The sequence below is a fragment of the Allobosea sp. TAB14 genome, from assembly GCF_052113865.1.
GTDB classification, from domain to species: Bacteria; Pseudomonadota; Alphaproteobacteria; order Rhizobiales; family Beijerinckiaceae; genus Allobosea; species Allobosea spartocytisi.
On the sequence record NZ_JBFRDQ010000020.1, the window covers coordinates 37251 to 54369 of the forward strand.

17 protein-coding genes are annotated in these 17119 nt (G+C 68.3%); 12 read left to right on the plus strand and 5 right to left on the minus strand.

All coding sequences use genetic code 11. The features are described from left to right. Nucleotides 1–4: 4 nt before the first annotated feature. On the minus strand, nucleotides 5–2731 hold the full coding sequence (mutS, locus tag AB4Y99_RS04895; RefSeq protein ID WP_441522573.1) for a DNA mismatch repair protein MutS: 2727 nt from the start codon (nucleotides 2729–2731) through the stop codon (nucleotides 5–7). A gap of 105 nt (nucleotides 2732–2836) precedes the next feature. Here mutS and AB4Y99_RS04900 point away from each other — a divergent pair, with 105 nt between their 5' ends. The 3 genes from AB4Y99_RS04900 (at nucleotide 2837) to AB4Y99_RS04910 (ending at nucleotide 8210) form a co-directional block, all read left to right on the plus strand. Continuing rightward, the gene (locus AB4Y99_RS04900; RefSeq protein WP_441522574.1) at nucleotides 2837–4660 is read left to right on the plus strand and encodes a methyl-accepting chemotaxis protein; all 1824 of its coding nucleotides are present in this window, start codon (nucleotides 2837–2839) and stop codon (nucleotides 4658–4660) included. Nucleotides 4661–4782: 122 nt separating this feature from the next. Then, a complete protein-coding gene (locus AB4Y99_RS04905) occupies nucleotides 4783–7065 on the plus strand; it encodes an NADP-dependent malic enzyme (RefSeq protein WP_441522575.1) in 2283 nt (760 codons plus the stop codon). 197 nt (nucleotides 7066–7262) lie between these two features. Next, on the plus strand, nucleotides 7263–8210 hold the full coding sequence (locus tag AB4Y99_RS04910) for a lysylphosphatidylglycerol synthase domain-containing protein (protein ID WP_162737798.1): 948 nt from the start codon (nucleotides 7263–7265) through the stop codon (nucleotides 8208–8210). 3 nt (nucleotides 8211–8213) lie between these two features. Here the strand turns inward: AB4Y99_RS04910 and AB4Y99_RS04915 are convergent, their stop codons facing one another. Continuing rightward, entirely contained in the window at nucleotides 8214–8921 is a 708-nt protein-coding gene (locus tag AB4Y99_RS04915; protein WP_441522576.1) for a hypothetical protein, read from the minus strand. Between the two features lie 168 nt (nucleotides 8922–9089). On the opposite strand from AB4Y99_RS04915, the gene AB4Y99_RS04920 reads away from it, so the two are divergent. The 3 genes from AB4Y99_RS04920 to AB4Y99_RS04930 are packed head-to-tail and all read left to right on the plus strand — an operon-like array spanning nucleotide 9090 to nucleotide 11103. Then, nucleotides 9090–9725, plus strand: coding sequence for a glutathione S-transferase family protein (locus AB4Y99_RS04920; protein WP_441522577.1), 636 nt, complete (start codon nucleotides 9090–9092; stop codon nucleotides 9723–9725). Continuing rightward, on the plus strand, nucleotides 9722–9868 hold the full coding sequence (locus AB4Y99_RS04925; protein ID WP_156115992.1) for a hypothetical protein: 147 nt from the start codon (nucleotides 9722–9724) through the stop codon (nucleotides 9866–9868). Before AB4Y99_RS04920 ends, AB4Y99_RS04925 begins: the two co-directional genes overlap by 4 nt. After that, nucleotides 9865–11103 (plus strand): multidrug effflux MFS transporter, encoded by a 1239-nt coding sequence (locus tag AB4Y99_RS04930; protein WP_248311207.1) that lies wholly within the window; start codon nucleotides 9865–9867, stop codon nucleotides 11101–11103. The genes AB4Y99_RS04925 and AB4Y99_RS04930 overlap by 4 nt, the downstream gene beginning before the upstream one ends. Nucleotides 11104–11341: 238 nt before the next feature. Here the strand turns inward: AB4Y99_RS04930 and AB4Y99_RS04935 are convergent, their stop codons facing one another. Further along, a complete protein-coding gene (locus AB4Y99_RS04935) occupies nucleotides 11342–11551 on the minus strand; it encodes a cold-shock protein (protein WP_038364926.1) in 210 nt (69 codons plus the stop codon). Nucleotides 11552–11784: 233 nt separating this feature from the next. Here AB4Y99_RS04935 and AB4Y99_RS04940 point away from each other — a divergent pair, with 233 nt between their 5' ends. Then, nucleotides 11785–12471: a fumarylacetoacetate hydrolase family protein gene (locus AB4Y99_RS04940; RefSeq protein ID WP_441522578.1), complete on the plus strand. Its 687-nt coding sequence runs from the start codon at nucleotides 11785–11787 to the stop codon at nucleotides 12469–12471. A 26-nt stretch (nucleotides 12472–12497) separates the two neighbouring features. After that, a complete protein-coding gene (locus AB4Y99_RS04945) occupies nucleotides 12498–13427 on the plus strand; it encodes a dihydrodipicolinate synthase family protein (RefSeq protein WP_113252783.1) in 930 nt (309 codons plus the stop codon). Nucleotides 13428–13526: 99 nt separating this feature from the next. On the opposite strand, the gene AB4Y99_RS04950 is transcribed toward AB4Y99_RS04945, so the two are convergent. After that, entirely contained in the window at nucleotides 13527–14006 is a 480-nt protein-coding gene (locus AB4Y99_RS04950) for a copper chaperone PCu(A)C (RefSeq protein WP_081925515.1), read from the minus strand. Between the two features lie 92 nt (nucleotides 14007–14098). Continuing rightward, complete coding sequence (locus AB4Y99_RS04955; protein ID WP_441522579.1) at nucleotides 14099–14482, minus strand: hypothetical protein; 384 nt, start codon at nucleotides 14480–14482, stop codon at nucleotides 14099–14101. A 422-nt stretch (nucleotides 14483–14904) separates the two neighbouring features. Between AB4Y99_RS04955 and AB4Y99_RS04960 the strand changes: the two genes are divergently transcribed. From AB4Y99_RS04960 to AB4Y99_RS04975, 4 genes are read left to right on the plus strand one after another with little or no spacing between them, the layout of a single operon-like run. Continuing rightward, nucleotides 14905–15156 carry a hypothetical protein gene (locus AB4Y99_RS04960; protein ID WP_441522580.1) on the plus strand — a complete coding sequence of 84 codons (252 nt, stop codon included), beginning with the start codon at nucleotides 14905–14907 and terminating at the stop codon, nucleotides 15154–15156. A gap of 5 nt (nucleotides 15157–15161) precedes the next feature. Beyond that, entirely contained in the window at nucleotides 15162–15323 is a 162-nt protein-coding gene (locus tag AB4Y99_RS04965) for a hypothetical protein (protein WP_166652877.1), read from the plus strand. Nucleotides 15324–15330: 7 nt separating this feature from the next. After that, nucleotides 15331–16437 (plus strand): methionine ABC transporter ATP-binding protein, encoded by a 1107-nt coding sequence (locus AB4Y99_RS04970; protein ID WP_441522581.1) that lies wholly within the window; start codon nucleotides 15331–15333, stop codon nucleotides 16435–16437. Next, nucleotides 16427–17092 carry a methionine ABC transporter permease gene (locus AB4Y99_RS04975; RefSeq protein WP_112762445.1) on the plus strand — a complete coding sequence of 222 codons (666 nt, stop codon included), beginning with the start codon at nucleotides 16427–16429 and terminating at the stop codon, nucleotides 17090–17092. The genes AB4Y99_RS04970 and AB4Y99_RS04975 overlap by 11 nt, the downstream gene beginning before the upstream one ends. Nucleotides 17093–17119: the final 27 nt, after the last annotated feature.

Genomic DNA, 17119 nt, shown 5'->3' on the forward strand with positions numbered 1-17119 from the left:
GGCTTCAGGCCAGCCCCTTCAGCCGATAGAGCGCTTCCAGCGCCTCGCGCGGGGTCATCTCGTCCGGCTCGATCCCGGCCAGTTCGTCGCGCAAGCCGTCGGGCTGATCCTCGGTGACGACGGGGGCCGGGCGCCGGAGCGGCGCGGCGAAGAGCGGGAGGTCGTCGACCAGCGAAGCGACCGGCTTCTCACGCTCGGTCTTCTCCAGCTCGCCGAGAATGGCGCGGGCGCGCTCGACCACCGCCGGCGGCAGGCCGGCGAGCTTGGCGACCTGGATGCCGTAGGAGCGATCGGCCGCGCCCGGCACGACCTCATGCAGGAAGACGACCTCGCCCTTCCATTCGGTGACGCGCACGGTCGCGTTGGCGACGCGGTCGAGCCGGTCTCCCAATGCCGTCAGCTCGTGATAATGCGTCGCGAACAGGCTGCGGCAGCGATTGACCTCATGCAGATGCTCGATCGCCGCCCAGGCGATGGAGAGGCCATCGAAGGTCGCGGTTCCCCGCCCGATCTCATCGAGGATGACGAGCGCGCGCGGGCCGGCCTGATTCAGGATCGCGGCGGTCTCGACCATCTCGACCATGAAGGTCGAACGGCCACGCGCCAGATCGTCGGCGGCGCCGACGCGCGAGAACAGACGGTCGACGATGCCGATATGGGCTTTTGCCGCCGGCACGAAGGAGCCCATCTGCGCGAGAACCGCGATCAGCGCGTTCTGGCGCAGGAAGGTCGACTTACCGGCCATGTTCGGACCGGTGATCAGGCAGATGCGCCCGCCAGTCGCCTCGGTGCCGGGCGGTGACAATTCGGTATCGTTGGCGACGAAGGGCTTTCCATCGCGCTTCAGCGCGGCTTCGACGACCGGATGGCGGCCGCGCTCGATGGAGAAGGCCGCGCCCGCATCGACGATGGGTCGGCTCCAGCCCTCGCGGGCGGCGAGATCGGCCAGCGCCGCGACGACGTCGAGCGCCGCCAGCGCCAGCGCCGCCGCCTTGACCGGCTCGGCCTGGGCCAGCACCGCCTCGGTCAGCCGGGCGAAGATGGCGAGCTCGAGCTTCAGCGCCCGGTCGGCGGCGGAGGCGATCTTGGCCTCGAGCTCGCCGAGCTCGACCGAGGAGAAGCGCATCGCGTCCGACATGGTCTGGCGATGCACGAAGGTCGCGCGCCAGGGGTCCTTCAGGAACTCCTCGCCGATCGCCTGGGGCACCTCGACGAAATAGCCGAGCATGGCGTTGTGCTTGATGCGCAGGGTGCGGCAGCCGGTCTCGGTGGCGTAGCGCGCCTGGAGCTGGGCGATGACCTTGCGCGAATCGACCTGCAGCAGGCGCAATTCGTCCAGCGCCGCATCGTAGCCCTCGCGCACGAAGCGGCCGTCGCGGCGGTTGAGCGGCAGCTCCTCGGCAAGCGCCTCGGTCAGACGCAGGGGCAGGTCGGGGTCGGTCTCGCCGAGCGCCCGGATGGCGCGGGCGAGTTCGTCCGGCAGGTCGCCGCGGCGAAGGAGCAGGGCCGCGATGTCCCGCGCCGCGGTCAGGCCGGCCCCGAGCGCAGCCAGATCGCGCGGGCCGCCACGGTCGAGCGAGAGCCGCGCCAGCGCGCGCGCCACATCCGGCACCTTTTCCAAAGCCCGCCGCAGATCCTCGCGCAACGCGCCATCCGCGACCAGCAGCTCCACGGCGTCATGGCGCGCGGCGATCGCGCCCTGCTCCGTCAGYGGCCCGGCGAGCCATTCGGCCAGCAGGCGGGCGCCGCCCGGCGTCACGGTGCGGTCGATCGCGGCGAGCAGGCTGCCCTGGCGCTCGCCGCTCAAAGTGCGGGTCAGCTCCAGATTGGCGCGGGTCGCCGCGTCGATCAGCATCGTCGCCGAGCCGGAATCGCGCACCGGGGCGGAGAGCGGCGGGCGGGCACCGAGCTGGGTGCGCTCGACATAGGCCAAGGCCGCACCCGCCGCCGCGATTTCGGCGCGGCTGAAGCTGCCGAAGGCATCGAGCGTCGCGACGCCGAAGAATTCCTTGAGGCGGCGCTCGGCGGAAGCCGCATCGAGCCCGTCGCGGGCGAGCGGCGTCACCGGCACTGCGATCTCGCGCCAGAACTCCTTCAGCTCGGGATCGTCATGGATCGCATCGGGGCAGACGATCTCGCGCGGCTCCAGACGCGAGAACTCGATGGAAAGCCGTTCCTGCGGCGTCTCCATCACGGTGAAGCGGCCAGTCGAGATGTCGATGGCGGCGACGCCGTAGAGGGCGGCGGCCTCGCCGGTCTTGCGGCGCGCCACGGCAACGAACAGGCTGGCACGGCCGGGCTCGAGCAGGCGCTCCTCGGTGATGGTGCCGGGCGTGACGAGGCGCACGACATCGCGCTTCACCACCGATTTGTTGCCGCGCTTCCTGGCCTCGGCCGGATCCTCGGTCTGCTCGCAGACGGCGACGCGATGGCCGGCGGCGATCAGCCGCTGGAGATAGTCGTCGGCGCGGTCCACGGGGACACCGCACATCGGGATGTCGTCGCCCTGGTGCTTGCCGCGTTTGGTCAGGACGATGCCGAGCGTGCGCGAGGCAATTTCCGCGTCCCGGAAGAACAATTCGTAGAAATCGCCCATCCGGTAGAACAGCAGACAGTCCGGATTCGCGGCCTTGATCTCGACATACTGCGCCATCATCGGCGTGACGCGCTCGGGCGCAGCCTCGGCCGGGGCGGCGGAACGGGTGGCTTCGCGGGGAGGGCTGTGACGCATGGGCCGCGCAAGCTAGCAAAATGCGCGGCCAAGGCCATCCGTTAGGACGGCTTTCAACAATTGAAAGCAGGGTGGCTCCATCGTTTCCGGCGGAAGGCCGCCCGCTTGCTGATCAATCTCGTCCAGAGCCTGTTCTTCCTGCTGTTCGCCGGGCTGGTGCTGACAGTGATCGCTCCCTGGTTCGCCGGGCGGAGCTGGCTGCGCTCCTGCGTCGTCGGCCTGCTCTTCGCGGGCGGCGCGCTGGTCAGCATGGCCAACCCGGTCACGCTCCAGCCGGGGCTGGTGGTCGATTCGCGCAACACCTTCGCCATTCTGGCTGGCCCGATCGGCGGCCCATGGGCCTCGGTGCTGACCGCAGTGCCCCTCGTCATCGCGCGCTACCTGACGGGCGGCGTCGGCGTCACCACCGGCATCAGCGGCATCGTGATGCGCATGCTGATCGGCATCGCCTTCGCGATCTGGCTGGCACGGCGCAGGCGCCCGCTAATGGCGCGCGACCTGATCCTGCTATGTTCGCTCGATGCCGTCTGCCTGCTCGCCTCCGTGCCCCTCATCCCGGGCGAGGCGGGAGAGCGCTTCCTGCGCGAGGCCGTGCCGGCCATGATCCTGGTCAGCACGGTCGGCATCATCCTCACCGGCATCGTCGTCATCCACGACAATGATCGCCGCGAAACCGCCTATCGGCTGCGGACGCTGATCCGGCGCGCGCCCGGCACGCTCTACCAGTGCATCCTGAAGCCGGATGGCAGGCTGTTCTATCAGTTCGCCTCCTTTGCCATCGACAAGGCCCTCGGCATCACGCGAGAGGAGGTCGAACGCGATCCGGAGGTCTGGCTCGGCAAGATGTTCGCCGAGGACCGCGCCCGCTTCGACGGCCAGCGCCGCGAGGACATGACCGATGACGGGGTCTGGCGCTTCGAGGGGCGCTATCACGCCCCCGATGGCGGCACGGTCTGGCTGCGCAGCGAATCGACGCGGCGCCGGCTCCCCGACGGAACCTATGTCTGGGACGGCATCCTGCTCGACGTCACCGCCGAGAAGACGCTGGTGACGCGCCGCGACGAGATCGAGGCGCTGCGCCGGACCGCGCTCGACGAGCTCGCCGGCGACCTCGAACGCACGGTCGGCAGGGCGCTGGGCGATGTCAGCGAGGCGATCCACGACATGCATCAGGCCGCCGGCCAGATGGTCGACAGCGCCAACAAGACCACCCACCGCGCCGACGGCGTGACGCAAGAGGCGGGCACGGCCTCCCTGCGCGTCGGCAGCGTGGCGCGGGCGGCCGAGGAGATCGAGGCCTCGATCCGCGAACTGACCCGCCAGACCGGCCATGCCGACGAGACGGTGCGCGCCGCCGCCAGCTATGTCCGCAGCACGCGCCAGGACGTGGCCGGCCTCGCGGAAGCCGCCGACAAGGTCCGCGCCGTGCTCGACTTCATCGAGGAGATCGCGGCCCGCACCAATCTGCTCGCSCTSAACGCSACGATCGAGGCGGCGCGCGCCGGYGMGRYSGGGCGCGGCTTCGCSGTGGTCGCMAGCGAGGTSAAGACGCTGGCCGAGCAGACGCAGAAGGCGACGCGCGACATCGCCGCGACGCTGGGCGAGATCCGCCACGCCRCCGCCACGACCTTCGAGGCCGTGGCCCATATCCAGGATACGATGACGACGATCGAGGAAACCTCCGGCGCCATCGCCAGCGTGGTCAATCGCCAGGCCGACATCGCGACCGGCATCGCGGCCGACGCCCAGGCCGTCGCCGCGAGCGCGAACACCGTCAGCGCCAATATCGGCGCGGTGGGAACAGAGGCGCGCGTCACGGGCGACGCCGCCATCCGGGTCGCCGCCGCCGCGCGCAAGGTCGACGAGCAGACCGAGGCGCTCGACCGCTATGTCGGCGAATTCGCGCGGCGCGTCCGCAGCAGGCTCTGACCCCTCCGCGATTTTATCCATTCCGGCATGGGTATTGTCGAACGGCGCTGCTTGTGGTGCGGCGGCGCGCTGCCCTATGGTCGCGGCCCCTGAGGAAACGCTCAAGAACAAAGACGCCTTTCATGACCGACCGACCGACGAAGCGCTCACGCCCGACCTTCACCGACCAGGAGGCGCTGCTGTTCCACTCGCAAGGGCGGCCCGGCAAGCTCGAAATCGTTCCCACCAAGCCGATGGCGACGCAGCGCGACCTCTCGCTCGCCTATTCGCCGGGCGTGGCCGTGCCGGTGCTGGCGATCGCGGAAGACCCGTCGCGCGCCTATGACTACACGACCCGCTCGAACCTCGTCGCGGTGATCWCSAAYGGMACGGCSATCCTCGGYCTCGGCAATCTYGGSGCGCTCGCCTCSAAGCCGGTGATGGARGGCAARKCSGTSCTGTTCAAGCGTTTCGCCGATGTCGACTCGATCGATCTCGAGGTCGATACCGAGGATCCGGACAAGTTCATCGACGCGGTGCGCTATCTCGGCCCCTCCTTCGGCGGCATCAATCTCGAGGACATCAAGGCGCCCGAGTGCTTCATCATCGAGCAGCGCCTGCGCGAATTGATGGACATCCCGGTCTTCCATGACGACCAGCACGGCACCGCGATCATCGCCGCCGCCGGCTTGATCAACGCGCTCGACCTGACCGGGCGCGACATCACCTCGGCGAAGCTCGTGATCAACGGCGCGGGCGCTGCCGCCATCGCCTGCATCGAGCTCCTGAAGGCGATGGGCTTCAAGCCCGACAACGTCATCCTCTGCGACACCAAGGGCGTGATCTACCAGGGCCGCACCGAGGGCATGAACCAGTGGAAATCGGCCCATGCCGCCGTCACCGACCGGCGCACGCTGGCGCAGGCGATGGAGGGGGCGGACGCCTTCTTCGGCCTGTCGCAGAAGGGCGCGGTGACGCCGGAGATGGTCGCCTCGATGGCGCCGAACCCGATCATCTTCGCCATGGCCAACCCCGATCCGGAGATCACGCCGGAGGAGGTCCATGCCATCCGCGACGACGCGATCATGGCGACGGGCCGCTCGGACTATCCCAATCAGGTCAAYAACGTCCTCGGCTTCCCCTTCATCTTCCGGGGCGCGCTCGACGTGCGCGCCACCACCATCAACATGGAGATGAAGATCGCCGCCGCCGAGTCGCTGGCGGCGCTCGCCCGCGAGGACGTGCCCGACGAGGTCGCCGCCGCCTATCAGGGCACCCGTCCGCGCTACGGCAAGGACTACATCATCCCGGTGCCGTTCGACCCGCGGCTGATCCATGTCGTGCCGATGGCGGTCGCGAAGGCCGCGATGGATTCCGGCGTCGCCGGCAAGCCGATCGTCGACACCAASGCCTACAAGGCSCAGCTCTCGGCCCGCCGCGACCCGRTCGCCGGCACGCTGAACSGCATCTTCGAGCGKGTCCGGCGCTATCCGAARCGCGTSGTCTTCGCCGAGGGCGAGGAGGAGCAGGTCATCCGTGCCGCCGCCTCCTTCGTCAATCAGGGGCTCGGCCAGGCCATCCTGGTCGGCCGCGACGAGCGCATCTACGAGACAGCGACCTTCCTCGGCGTCGATCTCGAAGGCAAGGGCATCGAGGTCCAGAATGCGCGGCTCTCGCACCGCAATTCGGCCTATGCGCAATATCTTTACGAGCGTCTGCAGCGCGAAGGCTATCTCTTCCGCGACTGCCAGCGCCTGATCAATCAGGACCGCAATCATTTCGCCGCCGCCATGGTGGCGCTCGGGGATGCCGATGCGATGGTGACGGGCGTGACCCGAAACTATTCGATCGCGCTCGACGAGGTCCGCCGCGTCATCGACGAGAAACCCGGCCATCGGCTGATCGGCGTCTCGGTGGTGATCTCGCGTGAGCGCACCGTGCTCGTCGCCGACACCGCGATCACCGAGATGCCGACGGCGCAGGAGCTGGCCGAGATCGCAATCGAGGCCGCCGGCGTCGGCCGGCGGCTCGGCTACGAGCCTCGGGTCGCGATGCTCGCCTTCTCGACCTTCGGCCATCCGGCCGGCGAACGCTCCGAGAAGGTGCGCGAGGCCGTGAAGATCCTCGACAGCCAGCGCGTCGATTTCGAATATGACGGCGAAATGGCCGCCGATGTCGCGCTCAACCGCGAGATCATGAGCCAGTATCCGTTCTGCCGCCTCTCCGGGCCGGCGAATGTGCTGGTGATGCCGGCCTTCCACTCCGCCTCGATCTCGACCAAGCTGCTGCAGGAGCTCGGCGGGGCAACCGTGATCGGCCCGCTGATCGTCGGGCTCGACAAGCCGGTGCAGATCGTGCCGCTGGGCGCCAAGGATTCCGACATCGTCAACATGGCCGCGCTCGCCGCCTTCAATATCGGCGGCTGAGGCCCAACGCATGGGGCGGGCCGGCGCACGCCTCATGCGCTCCATTCGCTTCGACGGCTTGTGCATCGCCGTCGAAGCGCTATGTCTCGGGCCGGGACGCCATCGGCGACCTCGCTTCCGCAACCGCGCCGCCTTCCCCGCCGGCGGCGCGCAACCGACCAAGAGAGCGTATGTCCTTCGGCCCGCATGAGCCAGGAATGCACCTGCGCAGGCGCAGCCGCTGGTGGTGGCTCGGGCCGCTGGCGAGCATCCTGATCTTCGGCGCCTCGCTCGCGGTTCTCTGGCACATCATCGGCCAGATGAATCCGGGCGATCTCGCCGCGGCCTTCTCCAACGCCAGCCCGCGCCAGCTCGGCCTCGCCGCCTGTTTCACGGCGCTGAGCTATCTGCTGCTCACCGGCTACGACGCCCTGGCGCTGCGCCGGCTGGGCTTGTCGATCCCCTACCGAACCACCGCGCTGGCCTCCTTCACCAGCTACTCGGTGTCCTTCACGCTCGGCTTTCCGATCGTGACCGGCGGCACGGTGCGCTACTGGATTTATGCGCCCAAGGGCGTGCGCGCCTCGGAAGTCGCGAGCCTGACCGTGATCGCCGGGCTCACCTTCTGGCTCGGCCTCGGCGCCATCCTCAGCGTCAGCCTGTTCTATTCGGCCGATTCGGTCGCGATGCTGGCGCGCACCTCGCCGCTTGTCGTCCAGGCGGTGGGCGGGCTGATCTCGGCCGGCATCCTCGGCTATCTCGTCTGGGTCGCGACCGATGAGCGGACGCTGCGGGTCAAGGGCTGGAACCTGCACCTGCCCGGCCTCGGCACGACGCTCGGCCAAATGGCGCTCGGCGCCAGCGAGGTCTGCGCCGCCGCAGCCGTGCTCTTCGTGCTGCTGCCGGGCGGCTACAATCTCGACTACCCGACCTTCCTCGCCGCCTATATCTTCGGCTGCCTGATCGGCATCGCCAGCCATTCGCCGGGCGGGCTGGGCGTGTTCGAGGCGACGATGCTCGTCGCGCTCAACCGGTTGCCCTTCGAATATGTGCTGGGCGCGCTCTTGCTGTTCCGGGTGATCTACTACCTGCTGCCCTTCATCCTCGCGCTGGTGCTGCTGGCGCTCAACGAGATGATCCGCCGCATCCGGCGCCGCGAGCGCTGAGATCTATTTCATCGCGATGATGATCAGCATGAAGGCCAGAACGAGCAGGAGCTGCTTGAGGCTCCAGTTGATGCGGCGGAGCTGGTCGGCGCTGTCATCCAGATGGTGGTCCTCCGACTCGGCGTGATCGAGCGGAGCCATCGGTTCCGATCCGGCCGGATCAGGCGCCTCAGGGGCGACGGCAACGGCCTGGCGCCACTCGATGCTCTCGATGAAGCCACGGGCGGGCGCGCTGCCGTGCCCATCCGCCGCCGGCCCCAGATACCAGTCGACCGGCTGCCCCGCCGGGGTGTCGCGGTCCTCCTCGCGAATCCAGAGGCTGGTCGTCGCCTCCAGCGAGAGCTCCTGCGCGACGCCCGTCAAGATGTCGGCTTTCAGGRCCTCGAAGACGGAGGGCGCGAGAAAGCCCTCGGCGAAAGGCTCGGCCTCGCCGTTCTCGTCGCGATAGCCGAGCAGCAGCAGGAGCCGCGCCGCCTCGCTCGAGGTCGCAAGCGGGCGCAGCGTCAGATGCAGCCGGCCCACCGCTCCATCCAGCCCGGCTCGGCGCAGCGCGCCCCCGACGATCCGCGCCTCCGCCTCGAGCCGCCGGACATCCTCGAGCCGCCCGTCGCGGCTGGCATAGCCGCGGATGACGCGCAGCGCCGCTGCATCGAGCCGGAAACGGCGCGCCGCACCCTGCTGATACCGATGCGGCAGCCCGTCGATCGTCATCCATCCATCGCTGACGGAGACGCTGGGTATTGGCTGTGATTCGTTCATGCTCCCGCCCTGCTTCGCGCGCAGACTAACAGTTCGGCACCGGCGCGTCAGGCACGCTCCTGACAGGAGCGTGTCACTATCGCAGGATAGAAGCCGCGCGATCTCTCAGGAGCGGAACCCATGTCCGACGAACTCGTGCTCTACACCAACCCGATGTCGCGCGGCCGCATCGCGCGCTGGATGATGGAGGAGCTCGGCCAGCCCTACCGTGCCGAGATCGTCGGCTTCGGCGGGCCGATGAAGGGCGCCGCCTACAAGGCGATCAACCCGATGGGCAAGGTGCCGGCCCTGGTGCACGGCGCGACGGTCGTCACCGAATGCGCCGCGATCTGCGCCTATCTCGCCGACGCCTTCCCGCAGGCGGGGCTTGCGCCCGCGCCCGGCGACCATCGGCGCGGACCGTATTACCGCTGGATGTTCTTCGCCGCCGGGCCGGTCGAGGCTGCCGTGACCAACAAGGCCTTCGGGCTGGAAGCTCCGCCCGAACGGGCAAGATCGGTCGGCTATGGCACCTATGCCGATGCGATGGACACGCTCGAATACGCGGTCTCGCAAAGCGAATATATCGCTGGCGACCGCTTCAGCGCGGCGGATATCTATGTCGGCTCGCAGGTCCTGTGGGGGTTGCAGTTCGGCACGATGGAGAAGCGCCCCGCCTTCGAAGCCTATGGCGCGCGGCTCGCCGCACGGCCGGCGGCCCTGCGGGCCAAGCAGATCGACGACGAGCTGATGGCGCAGATGCAGAAGGCCGGATGACGCCCGGCCTCGCGCCCAGCGCATGGCGCGCCGCCGACATCGCGGGTTGCCGCGTCTTGCCGGCCGATTTACACGGTGAAGGCAAGCTGGGCAGCTTGCCTTTGCGCGCCATTTTGCGCGCCTACCTCGCAGTTTCGCCATGAACGACATGACAGCCATCGTCCGGCCGCGCCACGGCATGGGCTTTTATCCTTTCGTAGGGCTGACCGCCGCGCTGATGGCGACGAACGCGCTCGCGATCGATTCCATGCTGCCGGCCCTGCCGGAGATGGCCGAGGCGCTCGGCATCGCCGCGGCCAATCAGCGGCAATGGATCATCACGGCCTATCTGCTCGGCTTCGGCGTCTCGCAGATCTTCTACGGCACGATCTCCGATCGCTACGGACGGCGGCCGGTGCTGCTGTTCGGGCTCAGCGTCTATGTGCTGGCGAGCATCGGCGCGGCCCTGTCCGGCTCCTTCGAAGCGATGATGATCGCCCGGGTGGTGCAGGGCATCGGGGCGGCCGCGACGCGCGTCCTCACCGTCTCGATCGTGCGCGACTGCTATTCCGGCCGCGACATGGCGCGGGTGATGTCGCTGGCCCTGATCGTCTTCCTGGCCGTGCCGATTCTCGCCCCCTCGATCGGCCAGGCGATCCTGCTGGTGGCGCCCTGGCGCTGGATCTTCGGCATCCTGACGGCGTTCGGCGCCGCGGTGATGATCTGGGTGATGTTCAAGCTGCCCGAGACGCAGCACCCGGAGGACCGCAAGCCGATCGACGTCGCCAATGTCTCGGCCGCCTTCCGCACCACCCTCACGAGCCGCATCGGCGTCGGCTACATGCTGGCCATGGCCTTCGTGCTCGGCGGGCTGTTCGGCTTCATCAACTCGGCGCAGCAGGTCTTCGTCGACGTCTTCAACGTGCCCCACCTCTTCACGATCGTCTTCGCCGGGATCGCGCTGTTCATGGCCGCCGCCTCCCTGCTGAACTCGCGCATCGTCGGGCGGCTCGGCATGCGCCGCGTCTCGCATGGCGCGCTGATCGGCTACATCCTCTTCACTGGAACCCATGCGCTGGTCGCGCTCTCGGGCCATGAGACGCTGCTGCTGTTCGCGCTCTTCCAGGGCGGCGCCATGTTCTGCTTCGGCCTGATCGGCCCGAATTTCGGCGCACTCGCCATGGATCCGCTCGGCCATGTCGCCGGCACGGCTTCCTCGGTCCAGGGCTTCGTGACCACGGTGGTCGGCGCGCTGCTCGGCTTCTATATCGGCCAGCATTTCGACGGCACGGTCGTGCCGATCACGCTCGGCTTCTTCCTGTGCGGGCTGGTCGCGCTCGGCATCGTGCTGATCGTCGAGAAGGGCCGGCTCTTCCATCCGGCGCCCGGGCGCTCCTGAGGCGCCTTCCCTTCGTTCCGCCGCCATAGGCGACGGACAGGCCCGGAATCCTAGCAATCGAATCCGTGCGATCGAGATTCGCCGTGGCTTGGGAAACGATGCCGCCGCCGCCCGTCTTCCCGTAGTCGTTGGTCGCTAGATCGCCATGCGCCCTTATCAGGCGCAAACTGGCGATCTATCCTGTTGTTTCAGCGCCGGATGTCTCCGGAAAGCGGATTGCGCTTTCCAGTCCGCCGCTTCAGGCTACCTTCAGATTGACCGCCGAGCTCTTGCCGGTCTTGCGATCGGGCTCGAGATCATAGCTGATCTTCTGCCCCTCGTTCAGACCGCGCAGGCCCGAGCGCTCGACAGCGCTGATATGAACGAAGATGTCGCCGCCGCCCTGATCAGGGGTGATGAAGCCGTAACCCTTCGTCTCGTTGAACCATTTGACGGTTCCCGTGCTCACGTGTGTTCCCTTCCTATACGCGTCAGCCGGATCGACCCGGCGCGACACTGTAGGGGGCATTTCGCCGAGGTTGCAACGACGCGGTGCACAAAACCTTGCCGCGAGAGCGAAAAGCCCCTCGATCTTTAGGCGCAATGCCTCCCGCGCAGGCCCGTTCCCGGAACGGGAGCCCTTGCGGCAACGCGGCCGCTCCCGCATGAACGGCGCGGAGATAATCGAGAGGGAGACATCCGATGAGCAACTATGTGATCGACCCGCCGGCGATCACCGCCGTGCCGGTTGCCGGCGGCGGCTCCTTCCCGGTCCGCCGCGTCTTCTGCGTCGGGCGCAACTATGCCGAGCACACCCGCGAGATGGGCGGCGACCCCGATCGCGAGGAGCCGTTCTTCTTCACGAAGCCCGCCGACGCGCTGCTGATCAACGGCGCCGACATGCCCTATCCGACGAAGACCGGGGATCTCCACCACGAGATGGAGCTCGTCGTCGCGATCGGCACCGGCGGCAAGGACATCCCCGAATCCGAGGCGCTCGCCCATGTCTACGGCTACGCCGCCGGGCTCGACATGACGCGGCGCGACCTGCAGAACGCGGCGAAGAAGACCGGGCGCCCCTGGGACATGAGCAAGGGCTTCGACCTGTCCGGCCCGGTCGGCGAGATCGTGCCGGCAAGCCAGGCCGGCCATCCCAGCGCCGGCAAGATCGCGCTCACCGTCAATGGCGTCGTGCGCCAGAGCTCCGATCTCGCCAAGCAGATCTGGAACGTCGAGGAGACGATCGCCTATCTCTCCGGCCTCGTCGAGCTCAAGCCCGGCGACCTGATCTTCACCGGCACGCCCGAGGGTGTGGCCGCGGTCGCCAAGGGCGACGTGCTCGAAGGCGAGATCRCCGGCGTCGGCACCGTCCGCACCCGCATCGTCTGATCTCACGCGCAGGACGAGGAACCATCATGCCGCTGACCTCCGACGCCTCGGGCGTCTTCCCGATCGCGCCGACCCCGTTCAACCCGGATGGCAGCATCGACTGGGCCTCGGCCGACCGGCTGTTCCAGTTCTATCACGACATCGGCTCGGACGGCGTCACCGTGCTCGGCATCATGGGCGAGGCGCCCAAGCTCGAGCCGGAGGAATCGGTCGAGCTGGTCAAGCGTTGCGTCGCCAGGATGGGGGCTAAGCCGATCATCGTCGGCGTCTCGGCACCGGGCTTCGCGGCAATGCGCTCGCTCGCCCGGCAGGTGATGGATCTCGGCGCCGGCGGCGTGATGATCGCCCCGCCGCCTTCTCTGCGCACCGACGACCAGATCACCGGCTATTACGCGCAGGCCGTCGAGGCGATCGGCACCGACATCCCCTTCGTCATCCAGGATTACCCGCTGACGCTCTCGGTGGTGATGACGCCGGCGGTGATCCGCAAGATCGTCATGGACAACCCGTCCTGCGTGATGCTGAAGCACGAGGACTGGCCGGGTCTCGAGAAGATCTCGACGCTGCGCAAATTCCAGAAAGAGGGATCGCTGCGGCCGATCTCGATCGTGACCGGCAATGGCGGCCTCTTCCTCGATTTCGAGATGGAGCGCGGCGCCGATGGCGCCAATACCGGCTATGCCTTCCCGGAATTGCTGATCGACGTGGTCAGGCTGCAGAAGGCCGGCCAGCGCGATGCGGCGCATGACATCTTCGACCTGCATCTGCCGCTGATGCGCTACGAGCAGCAGCAGGGCGTCGGCCTGGCCGTGCGCAAATATGTGATGGCCAAGCGCGGCATCCTGGCCCATGACGCCCAACGCAAGCCGGGCTCCGCCTTGAGCGCGGCGGCGAAGGCCGAGGTCGACTATCTGCTCTCCCGGATCGCCAAGCACGACCCGCGCGCGAAGATCTGAGACGACAGCGTCATTCTCGGGCGCCGCGCCGCGGCGGCCCGAGACTCTCGTCGAGGAGATGCCCCGGGTCGAGCCCGGGCATGACGGCTGAAGCTTGACTCAGTGCCCCTTGTGCTCGCCCTCGCCGCCCTTGGCGGCGATCGAATCCACCTTGAACTCGACATCGACCGTGCCGGCCTTCTCGAAGGTCAGCGAACCCTTCATCATCTCGCCCTGCTTCAGCGGCTGCTTCAGCTCCATGAACATGATGTGGTAGCCGCCGGGCTTGAACTCGACCTTGCCGCCGGCCGGCACCTCGATGCCGTTCTCCAGCGGGCGCATGGTCATGATGCCGTCCTTGGTCGCCATCTCGTGCATTTCGGCGCGCGCGGCGAAGGGAACCGCGATCGAGACCAGCCGGTCCGGCGTCGTCCCGGTATTTTCGAGGGTGAGGTAGCCGCCGCCGACCTTGGCGCCAGCCGGCGTGGCACGCGACCAGGGATGGCCGATCTTGAGCGGCCCGACCTTGAAATCGTGGGCGGAGGCGAAACCGGCCGAGAGCGCCAGCATGGCGGCGGCGAGGGAAAGCGAGAGCTTCATCGGAATGGTCCTGCGGAACGGCGGCCGACGCGACAGCGCTTTCGGCGGCACTTCGGCATCAAAGGGAATCACGAAAAGAAAAGACGTGCCGCTCAGATGGCAGGCGGCGCACGCGACGGCGGCAGGCCGGTCGCGGCGACGGAGAGCTGCTCCTCATCCCATTGCCGCGAAAGCGCCTGACGGACACCCGGGCGCGCAACGAGAAGCGCCGCGAGCACGGGAGGGGCACCGAGAACGGGATTATGCGGACAGCCCTTGCAATGGGCGAGATCGCCGAGCGGCGTCGCGGGGATCTCCGAACGGCCATCCGGCGCCGGCACGCCCGAGCAGAGCAGAACGCCGCCGGGCAGCCCGAACGCGACGGAAGGCGTCGGCGCCAGAGCGAGCGCCAGCACCGTCAGCGCATAGGCGGCAGCGAACCACGCCCCGAGAACGGAGCGGCGCAGCCGTTGGAAAAGGCGGGCACGGGCCGGCATGCGGCATCCATGGCGCCCGTTCGAGGCTGTGGTCAAGCCCACCTCTTGCCGCAGCACGCCTGCCCCGGCAGCGTTCGCCCTCTCGTCGCGGAGAAGATTATTCTCCGATGGCTCGTTTCTTTAAAAGAACGGAGCGATTGACAAACAGGACTTCCTGAACCAGATTGGCGGTGCTTCCGGCGTGCCGGGAGCCGCGGAGATTTGAGCAGCAGCTTGCGCCGCGTCACCAAACGCTAAAGCGCCACGACTTGGTCGTGGGCTCCAGACCGAGGAGACTGACATGACCGACGCGAACGACCTCCGGAACCGACCGCGCTTCCGTTCCCCGCTCTGCCGCTGTCGACGCTGAGACCATCGGGCGCCTCAAGCCCCTTCGTTCCATCGTCACCTTCAACGCCGCAACGCGGCCCGAGAGCAGAGCCATGTCCCTTCCATTGCCATACGCCGGCCGGCACAGCCCGGCCCAGCAAGCCTATGTCATCGAGGTCGGCGAGACGCAGGCCGGCCTCGTCAACCGGCGCGCCGATGAGCGCTTCTTCACCTTCATCGCGGCGAGCGCCGCCTTCCGCGCCCTCGACGGCCACCGCTTCGCCACCCCTGGCGCGGCGGAGCTGGCCGCGCGCATGCTGGCCGGGCCCCGCCGGGGTACGCCGGCCTTTCGCCTGGCGTCGTAACGGCCATGCGGACTTTCTTCTCCCTGTGGCAGGCGCTCAGTGCCTGGTTCCGCCGGGCGGTTCCGGAAACGGGGCCGGCCGGCAATGAGGATCAGCGTTGCTCGGTGCAGGCCGTGACGCTGGAACAGCTCGGCATCAGCCACTGGTCCTGCCATCCGCATTTCTGAGGACATGATGAACGCCCCCGTCAAACCCGATGCTCTGGGCATCGGCGCACGGCCTTTTGCCGTTCCCGATCCGATCATCCGTTTCGAGCAGGTCGGCAAGACCTATGCCGGCCGCAGCCGGCAGCAGGCCGTGGCCGCATTGTCGGGCATCGACCTCACCGTGCCGGCCGGCGCCATCGTCGGCGTCATCGGCCGCTCCGGCGCCGGCAAATCGACGCTGATCCGGCTCGTCAACGGGCTGGAGCACGCCACCGCGGGCCGGATCCTGATCGAGGGCGAGGACGTGACCGCGCTGAACGAGGCCGGATGGCGTCGCCGCCGGCGCGAGATCGGCATGATCTTCCAGCACTTCAACCTGCTGTCCTCGCGCACGGTGTTCGACAATGTCGCCCTGCCGCTCGAGATCGCCGGCACGCCGAAGGCGACCATCGCCAGCAAGGTCGAGAAGCTGCTGGCGCTGGTCGGGCTCGCCGACAAGAGCGGGCGCTACCCGGCCGAGCTCTCCGGCGGGCAGAAGCAGCGCGTCGGCATTGCCCGCGCGCTCGCGACCGACCCGAAGCTGCTGCTCTGCGACGAGGCGACCTCGGCGCTCGATCCCGAGACGACRCAATCGATCCTCGCGCTGCTGCGGCAGGTCAAYCGCGAGCTCGGCATCACCATCCTGCTGATCACCCACGARATYCCGGTGATCAAGGARATCTGCGACCGCGTYGCGGTGATCGAGGGCGGSCGGATCGTCGAGGARGGCGAGACCTTYRCCGTCTTCACCAACCCGCAGCATCCGACGACGGCGCGCTTCGTCGAGGCCGTCACCGGCGTCGAGGTTCCCGCCCATCTCGCGGATCGCATCCGGCCGCAGGCCAGTCCCGGTTCCGAGATCGTGCTGCGCATCACCTTCACCGGCGAGAACGCCACCGCCCCCGTCATCAGCCGGCTGAGCTCGGTCGTCGGGGTCGACGTCAACATCCTGGCCGGGCGGATCGACGCCATCGCCGGCAAGCCTTTCGRCAGCCTGCTCGTCTCGGTGCCGTCGCGCATCCCGGAGAGCGAGGCCGTGCTCGGCGCGCTCCGCAACCTCGGTCTCAAGGCGGAGGTGATCGGCCATGTCTCCTGAAATCCTGCGCCTGATCGGGCAGGCGACGCTCGACACGCTGAGCATGGTCGCCGTCGCCGCCGGCATCGGCACGCTGCTCGGCCTGCCGCTCGGCGTCTTCCTCGCCACCAGCAAGCGCGGCGAGCTCTTCGCGGCGCCCGCCCTCAACGCCGCGCTCGGCGTGCTGGTCAACGCCACGCGCTCGACGCCCTTCATCATCCTCGTCGTCGCGATCATCCCGTTCACGCGGCTGATCGCCGGCACCTCGATCGGCACCACGGCGGCGATCGTGCCGCTGACGGTCGCATCCGTGCCCTTCATCGCGCGATTGATCGAAGGTGCGGTGCGCGAGGTCGATCAGGGGCTGGTCGAGGCGGCGCGCGCCATGGGGGCGACGCCCCTCCAGATCGTCAGAAAGGTGCTGGTGCCGGAAGCACTGCCCGCCATCGTGCTCGGCCTGACGCTGGCCATCGTCAGCCTGATCGGCTTCTCGGCCATGGTCGGCGCGGTCGGCGGCGGCGGGCTCGGCGATCTCGGCATCCGCTACGGCTATCAGCGCTTCATGCCCGAGGTGATGGCGACCGTCGTCGCCGTGCTCATCGTCCTCGTCCAGTTCGTGCAGAGCTTCGGCGACCGCCTGGCGCGCCGCCTCAACAAGCGCCTGCGCCAAGCCTGACTACAGCCATCCCCGTCTTCCATCCAA